Source organism: Populibacterium corticicola, assembly GCF_042683685.1.
GTDB lineage: Bacteria > Actinomycetota > Actinomycetes > Actinomycetales > Cellulomonadaceae > Timonella > Timonella corticicola.
The window spans coordinates 554,169-571,086 of the sequence record NZ_JBHUOP010000001.1; the positions used below are offsets into that span (position 1 = coordinate 554,169).

Here is a 16,918-nt window from a genome sequence, read left to right on the forward strand (position 1 = left end):
CAACTGTGGATGGTGGAACCATCCTGATCGTGATCGTGATTGCCGTCCTGGCGATCTTCGTGATCACGTTGCTGTTCAAGTCCGTTCGTATTGTTCCTCAAACGGTTGCACTCATCGTTGAGCGTCTGGGTCGCTACTCGCGCACCATGGACGCAGGTATGCACTTCCTCGTTCCATTCGTGGACCGTGTACGCGCTGGAGTGGACCTTCGTGAGCAGGTCGTCTCCTTCCCGCCACAACCGGTGATCACCTCCGACAACCTCGTGGTGTCGATCGACTCGGTTATCTACTTCCAGGTCACCGACCCGAAGTCCGCAGTCTACGAGATCGCGAACTACATCACCGCTATCGAGCAGTTGACCGTTACCACCCTGCGTAACGTCATCGGTTCGATGGACCTTGAGCAGACTCTGACCTCGCGTGACCAGATCAACGGTCAGCTTCGTGGTGTTCTCGATGAGGCCACCGGTCGTTGGGGTATCCGCGTCAACCGTGTCGAACTCAAGGCGATTGACCCACCGGCATCGGTTCAGGGTTCGATGGAACAGCAGATGCGTGCAGAGCGTGACCGTCGTGCGGCTATCCTGACCGCTGAGGGTGTCAAGCAGTCCCAGATTCTTACCGCTGAAGGTGAGAAGCAGGCACAGATCCTTCGCGCTGAAGGTGAGGCACAGTCCGCGATCCTCAAGGCTGAAGGTGAAGCACGCGCTATCCTCCAGGTCTTCGACGCAATCCACGAGGGTGACGCTGACCCGAAGCTCCTCGCATACCAGTACCTACAGATGCTTCCAGAGATCGCAAACGGATCGTCGTCGAAGATGTGGGTTGTTCCAGCGGAATTCACCGCTGCACTCAGCGGTATTGCCAGCGGTTTCACCGGTGTTCAGCCACCGAGCGTTGACCTCGATGCTCTTGCCGCAAGCAAGGAGGCAGCAGAAAGCCGTCGTGAGCGTCGTGAGCGCATGGAGCGTTCCGCAGGTTTGACTGACCCGACTGAGGCTCTTGCCGAGGCTCGTCGTCAGGCTGAGGCTGCATCCGCAGACGCCAGTTCCGCGGGTACTCGTTCCGGCGTTCCAGCAGATCCAGGTGCTGTTGCCGGGCAGGCTCCACTGCCTCCGCACCCACCTGTCTATCAGGAACCACCAGCAGATCTGCCGCCAACGCAGCAGTGACGTTTAGCTAGTCTCTAGCTCCAAGGGACCGAACACCAATGGTGTTCGGTCCCTTTTTTGTTCGGGTGGCGCGAATCTGCAGGAACGCGAGTTCCGGCGACGCCGCGATGGGTACGAGTCGCAGAAAGTTTCCTGATCCACATCGGGATCGAACTCAGCCTTTTACCCACGAACTCAGCCCGCTCCGAGCTGAGTTCGTGGGTAAAAGGCTGAGTTCGGCGCAACATCCGATCAGAGTAGGTGTGCTCGGGGGGGGGAGGAGGAGAGAAGCGCGCGGCATGGATCAGGTGAGGCAGATGTCCCCATGAGTCTCGCAGTTCAAAACGACGCTCGCTTTTGGGGAGCGGGCAGCGTTAGGGTGGAGGCGTTGACACGGGGTGCCCGCACTGGGCTGAGATCACACCCGTTGAACCTGCTCTAGTTAGTACTAGCGAAGGGATGTCGCGAAGATGCCGCGCATACTTTTACCTGACTTTGTCCTACCCGAAATCAGCACCCTGAGCGGCATGGTTGATACCGTCCGCGCAAAAACACCGCTGGTCCAATGCTTGACCAACGCCGTGGTCATGCAGTTCACCGCAAACGTTGTCCTGGCTGCGGGCGGTTCCCCGGCAATGGTTGACATTGCCGACGAGGCGGGACCGTTCGCCCGGATCGCCAGCGGCGTGTTGATTAATGTGGGGACGCCGTACGCTAACCGACGCGAAGCGATGGTTGAGGCTGCGCACTCTGCTCAACAGGGTGGAACACCGTGGGTGCTCGACCCGGTAGCGGTTGGTGCCCTTCCGGTTCGTACAGCTCTTGCCAGTGACCTGCTTGAGTTCCGGCCAACTGCAATCCGAGGCAACGCCTCCGAAATCGTGGCGCTGGCTGGTCAAGGCGTTGGCGGACGTGGAACTGATTCAACCGCGCATATCGAGGAGGCCTTTGATGCTGCCCTCTCGTTGAGCCGACATACTGGTGCAGTTGTGTGCGTGTCGGGGGAACGGGACTTGATTGTTCAGGCTGGGCATTCTGAGAGCATCGCACAGGTGGGGACTCCGAGGACTGACCGGGTCGTATGCGTGGACAACGGCTCCGAACTGCTGACGAAGGTGACGGGAGGAGGTTGCGCCCTCGGAGCTGTCGTGGCCGCATACCTTGGCATTCTTCGAACAGACCCGTTCCTTGCCGCCGTGCTTGCCCACAGTGTGTATGGAGTGGCTGCCGAATACGCCGAACGTCAGGCATCAGGGCCAGGGACTTTCGCGGTGCACTTTGTTGATGCGCTTGCTGCAGCCGATGGAGGGGCCTTCGCCGCGCACGGACGGGTGACCGTCGCAGATGATATGGCAGCCAAAAACCCAGAGAACTCATGACAGCGACCCTCACTCCGCGGATCGACGCCCGACAGTTGGCAACGTATTTGGTGACCGATCGTGAGCAGTGCCAACGAGCGGGACGGTCGGTTGCCCAGACGGTATCGGATGCAGTGTGCGGCGGAGCTACGTGCGTTCAACTGCGTATGAAGGATGCAACCGATTCTGAGTTCCTGCGTGAGATCGAATCCGTGTATATGGCGATTGGTCGCAGAGTTCCCCTCATCATCAATGACCGGGTCGATGTGTTTGAACAGGCGCTGGCGACAGGCTTGCACGTTGCCGGAGTACACGTCGGCCTGCATGACGCAGACCCCATCGAGCTGAGGGACAGGCTTGGCCCCACAGCGATCATCGGTGTTTCAGCCAGGGAGAAACAGACCATCGAGCGTCTGCAACACGCCGCTGACTACTTTGGCATTGGCCCCGTCCACGACACCTCAACCAAGCATGATGCGCCACCCGGAATCGGTTTTGACCGCCTAGCCGAACTCACCGCGCACAGCCGCATACCCGTTGTCGCGATTGGTGGACTCGCTGCTGGCGACACCTCACCCATCAAACGCGCCGGAGCCGCAGGAATGGCGATTGTCTCAGCAATTTGCGCCGCATCCAACCCATTCCTAGCCGCCCGTGAACTTCAGACCGCATGGAGTACCCCATGACATTTCCAGTAGTTCTCACCATTGCAGGAACCGACCCAACCTCGGGCGCTGGACTGCAAGCCGACTGCAAAACCATCACGACACTCGGCGGCTATGCCGTCTCAGCAATCACCGCCGTGGTCGCACAAAACACCCAGGGCGTCAGTACCTTCGAGCAGGTGGACGCCCAACTTCTGTGCGCTCAACTAGATTCCGTTCGCAACGACACGCATATCAACGCGATCAAAATCGGCATGCTTGGTTCCACCACGGCTATCGAAACCGTTCACTCCTGGATCGAAGAATTTGATCCTTCCTGCCAACCGCCTATCGTGATCGACCCAGTCATGGTTGCTACGAGCGGCGATTCACTCTTTGACCCACGTGCTCTAGATGCGCTTAAAAACCTCATCAAACTCGCCACAGTGGTCACCCCCAACACGAGTGAGCTTGCCACACTCACAGCGCAGCCGGAAGCCAACACCTTTGCTGAAGCTATTGAACAGGGCCTCCATCTCGCAAAGGAACTGGACGTACACGTCGTGGTCAAAGGTGGGCACCTAGGTGAGAACCCCGTACAAGACGCCATCATTTCGTCATCCGGAACTATCATCGAGCGCACCAGTCACACGCGAGTACCCACCCACCGAACTCATGGGACGGGCTGCGCCCTATCGTCGGCAATCGCGACAAAACTGGCCTTCCAGCCGGCAGGACTCGGTGCAGCCTTCACCGAAGCGCGCGCATGGCTGCAACACACAATTGCACAGGCGGATGCCCTTGCCTTTGGCAAGGGCAACGGCCCGATCCACCACACGGCACACATTACCGACGAAGCGGTCACCGCTCCTGCCCGGATATTGCTGGCAGGGCGCGACCCTCGGCAAACGCTCGCCGGGTGGTGGGAAGCCAGCACTCGTGTGCGCGCTCAAATCGATGAATTGCGTTTCGTGATGGAACTCGGTACGGGTACGCTCCCAGATGAACGGTTTGCCTACTACCTCCAACAGGACGCACTCTACCTGAGGGAATATTCAAAAGCGCTTGCGTTGGCCGCAGACCTTGCCCCGACACTCACCGAGCAACGATTCTGGATGCAGGGCGCGCATACCTGCCTCATTGCGGAACGACAACTACACGACTCATGGTTAGTGTCCCGTGGAGTTGAGGTGGAAGACATCGAGCCATCCGCGATCACGCGGGCATATACCAGACACTTCCTCAACGCGGGGCGAGCCAGACGATACGAGGAGCTTATCGCCGCAGTACTGCCGTGCTACTGGGTGTATCAGGACGTGGGAGACCGGCTGAACCGTGAACACAATCGAGTGGATCACCCGTATCGCAACTGGTTGGCCGCATACAGCGACCCGAGATTTGAAACCTCGACCTTGTCTGCCCGCGCGATCGTGGCCCACCATGTTGAACGGGCTGCCATGCGAGGCGACGAAGGGCTGATCGCACGCATGTACGATGCGTTCCTGGCCTCGTGCGAGTACGAGCGTGATTTCTTCGATCAGGCGTATGCGGCCGACGTTGTGCTGCCTAGCGTTAGCAGGGAAGTGGATGGGCTAGTTGCTGCGAACGCCTGATAGGGCGTAGTTTTTCTGGCTTGGCGACGAAACCAACACCGCCGGATACAGAGGCGATGTTGCGGCTGTGTCGGCGGTGTTGCCATAAATAATGGGGACAGTGCCGACAGCACCGAAACATTGGAACCTGATCCGGCCGAGCATACGTGGGTTAGGGGTGGGAAGAAACAGATCGTCTGTAAACAAAGTGAGCTGGGGGTGAACAAGGCGTGAGGTGGGCTGGGACTGACCGGCTCGTCGGAAATAGGCACGGGGTTTGAGAGAATATAGCGTGCTCATCGAGATAACTGACCTCAGCGACGACCGGCTCACGGACTACACCAACCTCACAGACGTGAAACTGCGGTCCAAAAGCGAACCCGAAAAAGGGCTGTATATCGCGGAATCCGCGATCGTGCTGCGGCGGGCCATCGCCGCAGGACACACGCCGCGGTCGCTGCTGGTCTCGCACAAATGGGTCGAATCGCTGAGCGACGTAATCGAGCAGTTCCCTGACGTGCCCGTATTTGCGGGCACTGACGCACTGCTGGAAGAACTCACCGGATTCAACGTGCACCGCGGCTCGTTGGCCTCGATGCACCGCCCGCCTCTGCCCGATGCGCGTGAACTGCTCGCCTCGCTGCGAGACGGCCAAGGCGCCCGACGTGTTGCAATCTTCGATGGTGTGGTTGACCACACGAACATCGGAGCGGCCTTCCGTGGCGCTGCGGGACTCGGCGTTGACGCGGTGCTGATCACGCCGACATCAGCGGACCCGCTATACCGGCGCGCGGTGCGCGTGTCGATGGGGACGGTGTTCCAGGTTCCGTGGACGCGGATCGGTAATCTGCCAGAAGCCCTCGGGCCGCTGCACGATGCAGGGTATGTGTCGGGTGCTCTTGCGCTGTCTGACAATGCGATCACACTCGATGATTTTGTGGCTGAGGAGCACGAGAAAATGGCTGTGATCTTCGGAAATGAGGGGCACGGCCTCTCCGAGCGAGCGATCAAGGCCGCTCAGCGAGTCGTGAAGATTCCGATGGCCGGGGGAGTCGACTCTCTGAACGTGGCCGCAGCGAGTGCCGTGGTTTTCTACGCAACTCGCATGTGACGCGCGTGTGCCTCTACTTGCGCAGCCTCGCACCCAGCTCACTGAGTCCGTCTCCTGTTAAGTGATCTAGGTACCGTTCGCGTCCAGCCATGACCATGACAAGCGCTAGTAGCGGTCCTTCGACTAAGGGTCCGGTGCCGGTCATAAAATCTGCATCCGTCGCGTGAAGGCGCAATCCTGAGACGAGGGTTTTACTGTTCACTGCAAAGTCTTTAGCGGCGAAGAACTGTGCGACCTCAAGTAGAGCTGTTGGATCAGGAGTTAGATTGAGCCCTAAGGGTTGTGCGATGTCTTGGCCGTGCACGATGGTTTCGCCAAGGAACGCCGCATAATCCTTGGTAGGGGACACGGTGAGTTCAACGCTTGCGCGGTATTCGTTCAGGGTGTGATCCGGTGTCTCCCCGAGGTAGCGAGAGAGTAAACGATCATTGTGTTTCGCCGGGTTGAACCCTGCTCGAACGATGCTGAAAATCCACGCAAGTGTCCCTGTGTGGGCTGCTGCGGTCAGGTGTGCGGTGACCTGCTCAACGGTCCAGCGGCCACAGAGTGAGGGATATGCCCACTGATCATCGGTGAGGGTTTCGAGTAGTGCGAGCAGTCTCCGTCGTTCGGCATGGATCAGATTCCAAAAGTTTGCTTCATCGCGGGACATGGGGACCTTCCGTTGTGATCGACCAGCACGGGCGAGTAGCGCGGCAAGAGAACCGGACATCAGTGTATTCAAGCGTACCGGTTCAGCCCGCGCGTGAGACTTGAGCCGCCACACCACCTTGGATATGTGTAACAACGCGGATACCCTCCCATTTCGTCATAGGCTGGAGCCAAGGTGCCGATCATCCTGGTCAGGAGTTTTGAAGATGAAATCCGTGTCGTGGTGGGAACGTCCAGTGTTGTGGGCTCAGCAGATACGGCAGGAACCAGGCGCGGAGAACTTACGGCGTTTTGTTCCATTAGTTCACGAAGCAATGAAGACTCGTGAGCAGTTCCGTGCACTGAGCGACAGGAAACTTCAGCAAGCCGCAACCAGTCTCACCTCAACGAGCCTGGAAAAAGACAGGGATCTGGTGAGGTATCTCGCGCTTGCTAGCGAGGCAGCATATCGAACTCTTGGTCTTGACCCCTTCGAGGAGCAACTACTTGCAGCGGCGAGCATGCTACGTGGCAGGGTTGTGGATATGGCGACCGGTGAGGGGAAAACCCTTGTCGGGTTCATCGTTGCTGCGGGTCTCGGCGTAATGGGACGCCAGGTCCACGTGTTGTCTGCGAACGAATATCTCGCAGCGAGGGATGCGGCCCATGGGTCGGTTTTCTTCGAGGTGTTCGATATGCAGTCGGGCGCGGTTGCTGAGTCTATGTCGCGGAGTGAGCGGACCCAGGTGTATGGCTGTGACGTTGTGTATGCAACGGTCCATCAGGTGGGGTTCGACATGTTGCGGGATCGTCAGCGCACACCGGGCACTTCGCGGATGCTCCCTCAATTGGACGCGGCAGTGTTTGATGAGATCGACGCGGTGCTTCTAGACGATGCGATGGTGCCTCTGGTCCTGGCTGGTGAGGCCGATCCTGCTCCAGAAGAGGCAGCACTGACCGCCGTGGTTGGTGAACTCGTTGAGGGCGCTGACTTTGAGGTGGACGGTGAACGTCGTGGCGTTTCGTTCACGGACGGAGGGCTCGCCAAGGTTGAGCAGACGTTGGGTGTGTCTGACCTGTATGCGCCGGAGCGGTTTGAGTTGTTGACCGCAGCGAATGTTGCCCTGCATGCTCGAGCCTTGGTTGAACGGGACGTGCACTACATCATTGTGGATGGCCAGATTCAACTGATTAACGACGCTCGTGGCCGGGTCTCCGACCGGCAGCGTTGGCCCGACGGCTTGCACGCGGCCGTTGAGCGCAAAGAAGGTTTGGTGGTCACACGACAGTCTGAGGTGTTGGATCAGATCTTGGTGGAGAGCGTCGCTCGCAGTTATCTGTCACTCACGGGTATGAGTGGTACCGCCCGCGAGGCGGCGGAGCGCCTCCATGATGACCTGCAGTTGCGTACCGGGATGGTTCCCACGCATCGCCGGTGTGTTCGTGTTGATGAGCCGGACCGATTATTCTCAACGGTTGTGCTTCGCGACGAGTCGGCAGCCGAGTTTGTTTGTGCGGCTCATCAGGTGGGTCGTCCCGTGCTGGTTGGCACTGCGAACGTGGGGGAGTCGGAACGTTTCGCCCAATTGCTTGCTGAGCGGGGCGTGACTGCTTCGGTGTTGAATGCTAGGAATGATGCGCAGGAAGCTGAGGTCATTGCGCGTGCTGGTCGTTTTGGTGCGGTGACTGTGTCGACGCAGATGGCTGGCCGTGGCGTGGACATTCAACTCGATCAGCAGGCCCGTGACGCGGGTGGTCTGCTGGTTGTGGGGTTGAGTAGGTACGAATCGACTCGGTTGGATCGGCAATTGCGTGGTCGTTCTGGGCGTCAGGGTGATCCTGGTACTTCTGTGTTTTTCACGAGTCTTGAGGATGCGGTTGTTTCTCGGCACATCGAGATCAATGAGCCGCCGATCAGTGTTGCAGACGATGGGCGGATAACTGACCCGAGGTTCCTGCATCTGTACGGGCATGCGCAGCGTGTCGCCGAGGGTAAGTTATCGCAGTTGCATCGCACGACTCGTAAATACAACAAGATTGTTGATGCGCACAGTGAGATTTTCTTGAAGACCCGCGAACGCATCTTGGTTGAGGAAGAGGCGTTTGACGAGTATTTGGATCAGGTGTGGCTGAACGGTCCTGAACAGGGTGCTCGTTGGCGCGATGAGCCGGACCGGACACTTGCTGTCGAGGTTGTACTGCACCAGTTAGACCGAGCATGGTCGGGGCACGTGAATCTGTTGACTGCGACGCTTGAGGGCATCCATTTGCGCGTGCTGGGCCGACTGAATCCGTTGGACGAGTTCAACCGTGTGGCAATCCAGGATTTTTTGACGCTTGGGGCGCGTGCACGCGATGCTGTTCGGGAGGTATTGGACGCTGCGCCAGCAAACGCAGATTCGCTTGCTGACCTTGGGCTGCGTAGGCCATCATCCACCTGGACGTACATGGTCACAGATAACCCGTTCATGTCACAGGCAGACCACATCCTCGCCTTCATCGCCAAGAAAACGAGGGGCGAGAAACTTCCACCCCTCACCTACAAATGATCAGGTGATACCTGTGGATCCAAGTTTTATTCACTGTTGTGTGGCTTGCGTAGGGCAATGATTGCAGCGGCGAAGAAACTGGGTGCTGCAATGAGAAAGCCAACGATCATGAGAACTGCTGATTCGGTGGGTGCTGGGCATCCCACAGGCAGAGGCTCGTCGGGGCAGGTCACCCATGGCTGGAATACGCCGAGTAAGAACATCGCGAGTCCAACGATAATGCCTGCGATACCGAAGCGGAGCATGCGTTTGGGGGACCAGTTCTTCATGGTAGACCTCTCTGATTTCCAGCAGTGTATACCCTTGCGAACGGCAACTACAGGGTTAGTTCATAGACATAGTCAGCGAACAGGCGTGAACCAACCTGCATGGTTTTGGTGCCAACCCTCTGGAATCCAGACTTCTCGTAGAACTTGGCGGCGCGAACATTGAGTTGGTTCACCGCAAGCCACACGCTTGAGGCTGAGAACTCCTGCTGCACGGCAGCGCGCACGGCCTCCATGAGCGGCGCAGAGACACTCCCGCCGTGCATCTGAGCATCCACATAAAACTTGGACAGATAAATACTCGGCGAACCCTGAACCCCAAACGACTCGTCCGGCACACCGTGATCGCCGCCCGCAAGCAGCCCGTACCCCACAACTTCCTCCAACCTGCCATCGCGTTCAACAACAGCAAGGTCAGGGCTCAACCCGGCCACCGCTGTGGGCGATACGGGGCTGGAAGCTGGGGAATCGTCGGCAATCAGCTCACGTACCGCCACAATAACGTGCGTGGCTGGCGCGGCTATATGCGCCGCGAAATGCGCGGCGCTCAGATTACCGACGATAAACGCATCAATGTCCTCCTGGCTCGTGCCAGCGGGGCTTGCGAGCGGGAATGTGCGGGCGGCGAGATAGGCGATTGCCGACTCGTCGCCAGGCAGTGCAGGACGTACGGTAATCATCGGCCAAGCCCTTCAATGACCTCAGCGCCAGTCAGTGCCACCAAAACGGATCCCGGAACCGCGATCTTTGAGGCGCGGATACCCGAACCGATCACGATCCACGCATCGGAATCAATCGAACCATCCACCACAAAACGCCAGTTCTCGGGCAAGCCGATGGGGGTGATGCCACCATATTCCATCGATGATTCCTCAACCGCGCGATCCATCGGGACGAACGAGGCCTTCCGCACATCCAACATGCGTTTGATCGTGCCGTTGATGTCCGCACGGGTGCTTGCCCGAACCGCAACGGCTGCGGTGCGCTCCACACCCTCGCGTTTACCCGCAACGAGTACACAGTTCACCGAGGTGTCCATGGGAATGTCGTAATGCTCCGACATGACGGCGGTATCCGAAAGCTCAGGATCAATCTCGCAGGCCATGACCTGTTGGACCAGTTTCGGGTGCTCCGTCTGCCACGCGCGTAATTGCTCATGCACAACCGGGCCGAGCAACTCAGGATGCTCAAGCGCACCCACCCAACGAACCTGACCAAGCGACAAAGAAGGTGTTGCGAAAGACATAAAACCACCCTAGTGCCGGTTGTCCAGGAGCGACGAACCTATTCACATCGTGACCCGGTGGATTAGGGGAAGCGCTGGTTACCGCGGGTGGAGGCTCCTGGTCTGCAGTGGTGTCGAGAAGCGTGCGGCCCGATTTCGTGCTGACCTGGCACCGTTATCCCTAGGTTTGTCAGACACCCCACGCATCATTAGAATCGAACACATGTTCGAAAAGCGGTGTCTGAAATGAGTCTCCCAATATCGGTGGAAATAGACGCCTCGCGCACTGAAGAAAACCTTGCTGATTCGCGACGATCAGGCACGTCCCAGAAGAATCACCCCCTAGGGCCAGGGGCACATGGAGATCGGCTGCGCGCCGCCAAAGCGGCGCTCGCAGCAGCTGAAACCAAACAGGGACTGCGTGCCGTCACTCGCGCGCAGGACCGTGAGTTCCTGGCCCCGGGGAACAGCCAGCATGCACTGAATCAGTCGAACTCCGTGGACGTTAGTGAAGAGTATCCAAGCGCAGGTCGGGTCATGACCCGTGAAGACCGCATACCCATTCCTGTGCACCCAACACTCACAGCGCTCTTCCCGAACGGCCTACACCGAGGTGCGATCACCGTAGCTCATGGCTCAACCCACACGGCACTAGCCCTACTCGTGCAACACACTCAAGCAGGAGGCTGGGCTGGAATCGTCGGTGCACCAGAGCTCAACTACAGTGCAGCACACGACCTTGGCGTAGACCTCAGCAAACTACTCGTCGTGCCACACCCCGCGGACCACACCCCACAGATCATCGCCACGCTCATCGACGGAACCGACCTCATCCTGCTCGGGCCGCACACAATCCTCACCCCGGCAGAACAACGCACGCTTGCTGCCCGAGCCAAAGAACGTGGAACCCACATCATCACGGGGCGTCCTTGGCCCGGCGCACGCACCTACGTCGACACCACACGCGAGCAATGGGCCGGAACCAAAAATGGGTTAGGCCGACTCACCTCCTGCACCTACAACGTGGACGCCGCCAACAAGTATGGCAACACCACTGCAACGCTCACCACCCATAACGGCAGGTTCGTCGGCGCCAACGCCAACGCCTCTGGCAGCAGCACCTCCATTGGCAGTGCTGCAACAGACCCAACGCCAGGCATCAGTCACGCACCGAAACTCACCCTCCACACCACACCCCTGGAACACGTAATATGAGCAGCCGAACCGGAACCATCTGGATCCCAGACTGGCCACTCGTCGTTGCCCTCGCAGTCAACAAACTCCCCGCAACCACACCCGCCATCCTCATCGCCAACAAACGCGTCCATGTCGCATCCGGCTATGCCCGCACAGCAGGCATTCGCACCGGAATGCCCCTACGCCACGCCCAAGAACTCCTCCCAGACATAGAAGTCCTCCACGCCAACGAACCACTCGAAGCCAAAGAATTCGAATACATCGCCCACGAGGTCGAAACCCTCATCCCATACCTCGACATCCTGCGCCCAGGACTCATCACCTTCGGCGCAACAGGGCCCACCCGCTACTTCACAAGCGAAGACGCGCTCGCAGACAAAATCGTTGACCTCATCGCAGAACAAGCCCAATGCGAAGCTCACGTCGGTTTTGCCGAAGGACTACTAGCCGCAATCTTGTCCGCACGAGCCATGCGTCCGATCCCTGCGGGGGAGAGCCAAACATTCCTGTCAGCCCGACCCCTCATCGATGCACTCCACGCACTCGCATCCACGAGCGAACGCACTCGTATCCGTGAACTCGTAGCACTGTGGGACAGACTGGGCATCCGAACCTTCGGGGATATCGCGAAGCTCCCACGCGACCTCGTACACACCCGATTCGGAGCGGACGGGCTACGAATCCACGAACTCGCACACGGCAAAGACCTCTACACTCCACTAGATACACGCAATATCCCCGAGATCACAGTGCACACCTCACTCGACCATCCGGCAACGCGAGTCGACGAAGCCGCCTTCTATGCTCGTCGCCTAGCAGAACAGATCCACAACGAACTCATCAACGCGTCCGCAACCTGCGGGCGCATCACCATCGAAGCCCGCATGAGCGACGGAACCGAACTCAGCCGAAACTGGCGCATGGATGACACGGCACTCGGTGCCATGAGCCCAGAACGACTCACCCAACGTGTGCGCTGGCAACTCGAAGGATGGCTCACCAACAGTGCACTGCGCGAACAAGCAGCAGTACGCAAACGACGCGCCCAACAAGCTGAGCGCGAGTTACTTCATGGACCGGGTTCCTCCTCCCGAAACGGACAGATAGGAGAAGGTGCTCAAGCCCGGGACGAACCACACACAGAACCCGAACAATACGACGACACCGCAACCAAACGCACCAGCGCCCTCACCCGGCTGCAACTCACCGCACACGACATCATCGGAGCAGCCACCCACCAAGAATCCCTCTGGGGCACATCCTCCGGAGGGGACCTCCGTGCCCAGCGCGCAGCAGAACGCATCGCCAGCCTCATCGGCCCCCAACACGTCCACACCATCGAACACACCGGCGGACGCACCTACACTGGGCGCACCACACACCGACCTTGGGAAGAACAAGAAACGCGCGTAACCCCACCAGAACCCGCACCCTGGCCCGGCGCACTCCCATCACCAGCACCCACCCTGCTGCTCAACCCGCCATGCCACATCGAACTGCACGGCCCAAGCGGACACGACATCACCTTCACCAACCGCACCACAATGTCCGAACCACCCCACACACTCATCTGGAGTGACACGCAAACCCAACCACTGCACATCCACGACTGGGCAGGCCCCTGGCCCATCACCACAGGATGGTGGCGCCGCACCCCACAACGATCCATCTACCTCCAACTCATCCCCGAACACCACAAACCACTCCTCGTCACCTACACAAACGGCACATGGTACTGCGAGGGAATCTATGACTAACCCACCCCCATACAGTGAACTCCACGCCCACTCAGCCTTCAGCTTCCTCGACGGAGCCAGCACCCCCACCGAACTCGCAACAGAAGCAGCGCGCCTAGAACTCACCTCACTCGCACTCACAGACCACAATGGCCTCTACGGAGTCGTCGACTACGCCCGAGCCGCCCGCACAGTCGGACTGGCCACCAACTTCGGAGCCGAACTCCACCTACCGACAACCCACGGCACCCTAGAACAACCAATCGGAACCAAAGACCCACAAAGCGACCACCTCATCATCCTCACCAAAAACCCCACAGGCTATCGAGCGCTCTCCGCAACCATCGCCCGCGCACACCTAGAGACCGGAGAAAAAGGCAAAGCCAACCACACCCTCGAAAGCCTCGCAGCAGCAGCCAAAAACAACTGGCACATCCTCACCGGATGTCGCAAGGGACGCCTTCGCACGCTCCTGGAAACCAAAGGCCACAAAGCTGCACACGCCTACGCGTGCCAGCTCAAAGAAATCTTCGGAAAAGACAACATCGCCATAGAGATCACCTGGGAAGGAACATCCCACTGCGACGAAAGGAACGAACGCCTAGCCCTCATCGCCAGCACACTTAACATCCCACTCGTAGCCACCACAAACGCCCACTACGCCACGCCCGCCTCAGCACCACTCGGACAAGCGCTCGCAGCACTACGAGCTAACTGCACGCTGGAAGAAATGGATGGATGGCTCGAAGCAACCTCGGCACGTCACCTGCGTTCCGGTCAAGAGATGATGTATTTGCATCGCGCCCACCCACACGCCGTAACAATGGCTGCGGATCTCGGACGTGAATACGCGTTCGACCTCGCGCTCGTGGCACCAAACCTGCCGCCGTATCCAGTCCCAGACGGTCATACGGAAGCAACCTGGCTGCGTGAACTGACCATGCGTGGAGCACGTGAACGGTATGGCAGCCCGGACGACCCGAACAGTCGTGAAGCCTACGAGAAGATCACGCACGAGTTACGGATCATCGAAGGCCTCAACTTTCCCGGATACTTCCTCATCGTCTACGACATCGTGGACTTTTGCCGACGCAACGGAATCCTCGCGCAGGGGAGAGGATCAGCAGCCAACTCTGCAGTCTGCTACGCACTCGGCATCACCGCTGTGGACGCGGTTCGACATGGACTATTGTTCGAGCGATTCCTGGCACCCGAACGAGACGGGCCACCGGACATTGACGTGGACATCGAATCACGTAGGCGCGAAGAAGCCATCCAATACGTTTACGAACGCTATGACCGCGAGCATGCAGCTCTGGTCGCAAACGTTATCTCGTACAGGTCCCGTTCTGCCGTGCGTGACGCTGCGCGAGTCCTCGGATACGACGTGGGTCAGCAGAATGCTTGGTCGAAGGGCATGGACCGGTGGGGCTCACTGACCGAACACCGCGTACCAGGCCTGCCGAACTCTTCAGCCCCGGATTCGCAAGGTTCTAGAGTGTCTGACGGTGATCGGGCGGAAGAAGAAACGTCAGAACACAATTCCTTGAGCGAGATGGAAACGGACGTGGACACAGAGGCGCGCAGGGATGGATTCTCACCAACTGCCAAGGAACTTGAAAACTTTCCACGTGATGGTCGCGACGATATCCCGCACGATGTACTGAGCCTTGCGGAACAGTTACGGAAACTACCGCGTCATCTAGGCATTCACCCCGGAGGCATGGTGTTGTGTGACCGCCCAGTCATCGAAGTGTGTCCAGTGGAATGGGCTCGCATGGAAGGTCGTACGGTCCTGCAATGGGACAAAGACGACTGCGCAGATGCCGGACTCGTCAAGTTCGACCTGCTAGGTCTTGGGATGCTCACTGCACTCCGGCTCGCCTTCGAGCACATCGAACGGGTTGAAGGCCAAACCCATACGCTGCACACCATCCCTCAAGAAGACCCAAAAGTGTATGAGCTACTGCAAGCAGCAGACACGGTCGGGGTGTTCCAAGTGGAATCACGAGCCCAGATCGCCACTTTGCCCCGGCTCAAACCTGAAGAGTTCTACGACATAGTTGTGGAAGTAGCGCTCATCCGCCCCGGACCAATCCAAGGTGGCTCGGTGCACCCCTACATTCAGCGCAAACGTGGCATCCAGGAAGTCACCTACTTACATCCGCTACTCGAAAAATCGCTGAGTAAAACCCTGGGTGTGCCACTGTTCCAAGAGCAACTCATGCAAATGGCCATCGACACCGCAAGCTTCACGGCGGCAGAGGCAGATCAACTTCGCCGAGCCATGGGAGCCAAACGTTCAAGGGAACGCATGCGAGCCCTGCGAGATCGACTCTTCGATGGTATGGCAGCCAACGGAATCAGCAGGGAGGTAGCTCAAGAAATCTACCAAAAGCTTGAGTCATTCTCTGATTTTGGGTTCCCCGAATCTCACGCTTTCTCCTTTGCGATGCTCGTATACGCAAGTTCCTGGCTGAAGGCCTATCACCCGGCAGCCTTCTTCGCAGGCCTGCTCGGCGCGCAACCGATGGGTTTCTATTCACCGCAAAGCCTCATGAACGATGCTCGTCGACACGGGCTTAACATCCTCCCAGTCTGTATTCACGTATCTGAAGTCCATGCATCCGTCGAACCCAACCCAGACAATACGCAAGGTGAGGTGGGGGAGAACGATCGAATCGTCGGTAATAAAAAGGAATCGGCTAAGCCGCGACACGGGGTTCCTGTCCCTGTGCCCACGCATCTGGCCGTCAGACTTGGCCTGACAAGCGTGCGGACAATAGGGGAGAAAGAAGCCGAAAAAATCTTGGCTGCACGGCCGTTCACGGACCTGCGTGACTTTGCCCGTCGCACCGAACTGCGAGCCGAACAGTTTGAAGCGCTCGCAACAGCTGGCGCTTTCGATGTCCTCGGGGTGAGCCGCAGGGAAGCACTGTGGGCGGCAGGAGTCCTCACCCAAGAAAAACCAGACACACTCGAAGGACTGTCCCTGGGTGTAGAAGCACCACCACTACCTGAAATGAGCGTTGTCGAACGCGCCAAAGCTGACCAATGGTCCACCGGAATCAACCCCGGGATCTATCCCACCGAACTCGTACGCGAGCAGTTGACTTCGCAAAACATTCTCAGCGCTTACCAAGTCAATACCGGTGAAAAGGAACGACGAATAACCACTGCTGGTGTTATCACCCACCGCCAACGCCCCGGAACCGCTCAGGGCATTACCTTTCTGTCCCTTGAGGATGAGACAGGAATAGTCAACGTCGTGTGCTCCGTCGGATTGTGGAATAAATATCGAAGACTGCTACGAACAGTGCCAGCGGCCATAGTACGCGGTAGAGTGGAGCAGGCAGACGGCGCGACAAACCTTGTGGCAGAGCATTTCTCCGCCCTATCCCTCCAAGTAAAAACGACTTCACGGGATTTTCACTGATGCCCCACGGGTCGCCTTCTGTA

Annotated in this window: 13 protein-coding genes and 1 riboswitch; of the genes, 9 read left to right on the top strand and 4 right to left on the bottom strand. The window is 58.5% G+C overall.

Annotated features, from left to right (window positions below; all coding sequences use genetic code 11):
• The first annotated feature begins 20 nt into the window (after positions 1-20).
• The 5 genes from ACFSYH_RS02600 (at position 21) to ACFSYH_RS02620 (ending at position 5,856) form a co-directional block, all read left to right on the top strand.
• Positions 21-1,172 carry an SPFH domain-containing protein gene (locus ACFSYH_RS02600; protein WP_377465231.1) on the top strand — a complete coding sequence of 384 codons (1,152 nt, stop codon included), beginning with the start codon at positions 21-23 and terminating at the stop codon, positions 1,170-1,172.
• Between the two features lie 363 nt (positions 1,173-1,535).
• Positions 1,536-1,628: riboswitch (TPP riboswitch) on the top strand.
• A complete protein-coding gene (thiM, locus tag ACFSYH_RS02605; protein WP_377464926.1) occupies positions 1,622-2,530 on the top strand; it encodes a hydroxyethylthiazole kinase in 909 nt (302 codons plus the stop codon). Its footprint overlaps the riboswitch before it by 7 nt.
• Positions 2,527-3,195, top strand: a complete 669-nt coding sequence (gene thiE, locus ACFSYH_RS02610) for a thiamine phosphate synthase (RefSeq protein ID WP_377464927.1) — start codon at positions 2,527-2,529, stop codon at positions 3,193-3,195. Before thiM ends, thiE begins: the two co-directional genes overlap by 4 nt.
• Complete coding sequence (locus tag ACFSYH_RS02615; RefSeq protein ID WP_377464928.1) at positions 3,192-4,766, top strand: bifunctional hydroxymethylpyrimidine kinase/phosphomethylpyrimidine kinase; 1,575 nt, start codon at positions 3,192-3,194, stop codon at positions 4,764-4,766. Before thiE ends, ACFSYH_RS02615 begins: the two co-directional genes overlap by 4 nt.
• Before the next feature lie 271 nt (positions 4,767-5,037).
• Positions 5,038-5,856 carry a TrmH family RNA methyltransferase gene (locus ACFSYH_RS02620; protein ID WP_377464930.1) on the top strand — a complete coding sequence of 273 codons (819 nt, stop codon included), beginning with the start codon at positions 5,038-5,040 and terminating at the stop codon, positions 5,854-5,856.
• A gap of 13 nt (positions 5,857-5,869) precedes the next feature.
• Here ACFSYH_RS02620 and ACFSYH_RS02625 read toward each other — a convergent pair whose 3' ends face one another.
• Positions 5,870-6,568: a maleylpyruvate isomerase family mycothiol-dependent enzyme gene (locus ACFSYH_RS02625; protein ID WP_377464931.1), complete on the bottom strand. Its 699-nt coding sequence runs from the start codon at positions 6,566-6,568 to the stop codon at positions 5,870-5,872.
• Positions 6,569-6,713: 145 nt separating this feature from the next.
• Between ACFSYH_RS02625 and secA2 the strand changes: the two genes are divergently transcribed.
• On the top strand, positions 6,714-9,035 hold the full coding sequence (secA2, locus tag ACFSYH_RS02630; protein WP_377464932.1) for an accessory Sec system translocase SecA2: 2,322 nt from the start codon (positions 6,714-6,716) through the stop codon (positions 9,033-9,035).
• 26 nt (positions 9,036-9,061) lie between these two features.
• On the opposite strand, the gene ACFSYH_RS02635 is transcribed toward secA2, so the two are convergent.
• Genes ACFSYH_RS02635 through ACFSYH_RS02645 form a run of 3 tightly spaced genes read right to left on the bottom strand, consistent with a single transcriptional unit; the run spans position 9,062 to position 10,547 of the window.
• Positions 9,062-9,304: a hypothetical protein gene (locus ACFSYH_RS02635; RefSeq protein ID WP_377464934.1), complete on the bottom strand. Its 243-nt coding sequence runs from the start codon at positions 9,302-9,304 to the stop codon at positions 9,062-9,064.
• Positions 9,305-9,351: 47 nt separating this feature from the next.
• The gene (locus ACFSYH_RS02640; RefSeq protein WP_377464935.1) at positions 9,352-9,981 is read right to left on the bottom strand and encodes a GNAT family N-acetyltransferase; all 630 of its coding nucleotides are present in this window, start codon (positions 9,979-9,981) and stop codon (positions 9,352-9,354) included.
• Positions 9,978-10,547 (bottom strand): YbaK/EbsC family protein, encoded by a 570-nt coding sequence (locus ACFSYH_RS02645; protein WP_377464936.1) that lies wholly within the window; start codon positions 10,545-10,547, stop codon positions 9,978-9,980. The genes ACFSYH_RS02640 and ACFSYH_RS02645 overlap by 4 nt, the downstream gene beginning before the upstream one ends.
• Positions 10,548-10,772: 225 nt before the next feature.
• On the opposite strand from ACFSYH_RS02645, the gene ACFSYH_RS02650 reads away from it, so the two are divergent.
• From ACFSYH_RS02650 to ACFSYH_RS02660, 3 genes are read left to right on the top strand one after another with little or no spacing between them, the layout of a single operon-like run.
• Positions 10,773-11,741 carry a hypothetical protein gene (locus ACFSYH_RS02650; RefSeq protein WP_377464937.1) on the top strand — a complete coding sequence of 323 codons (969 nt, stop codon included), beginning with the start codon at positions 10,773-10,775 and terminating at the stop codon, positions 11,739-11,741.
• Positions 11,738-13,480: a DNA polymerase Y family protein gene (locus ACFSYH_RS02655; protein WP_377464938.1), complete on the top strand. Its 1,743-nt coding sequence runs from the start codon at positions 11,738-11,740 to the stop codon at positions 13,478-13,480. The genes ACFSYH_RS02650 and ACFSYH_RS02655 overlap by 4 nt, the downstream gene beginning before the upstream one ends.
• Positions 13,473-16,895 carry an error-prone DNA polymerase gene (locus ACFSYH_RS02660; protein ID WP_377464939.1) on the top strand — a complete coding sequence of 1,141 codons (3,423 nt, stop codon included), beginning with the start codon at positions 13,473-13,475 and terminating at the stop codon, positions 16,893-16,895. Before ACFSYH_RS02655 ends, ACFSYH_RS02660 begins: the two co-directional genes overlap by 8 nt.
• The last annotated feature ends 23 nt before the right edge of the window (positions 16,896-16,918 follow it).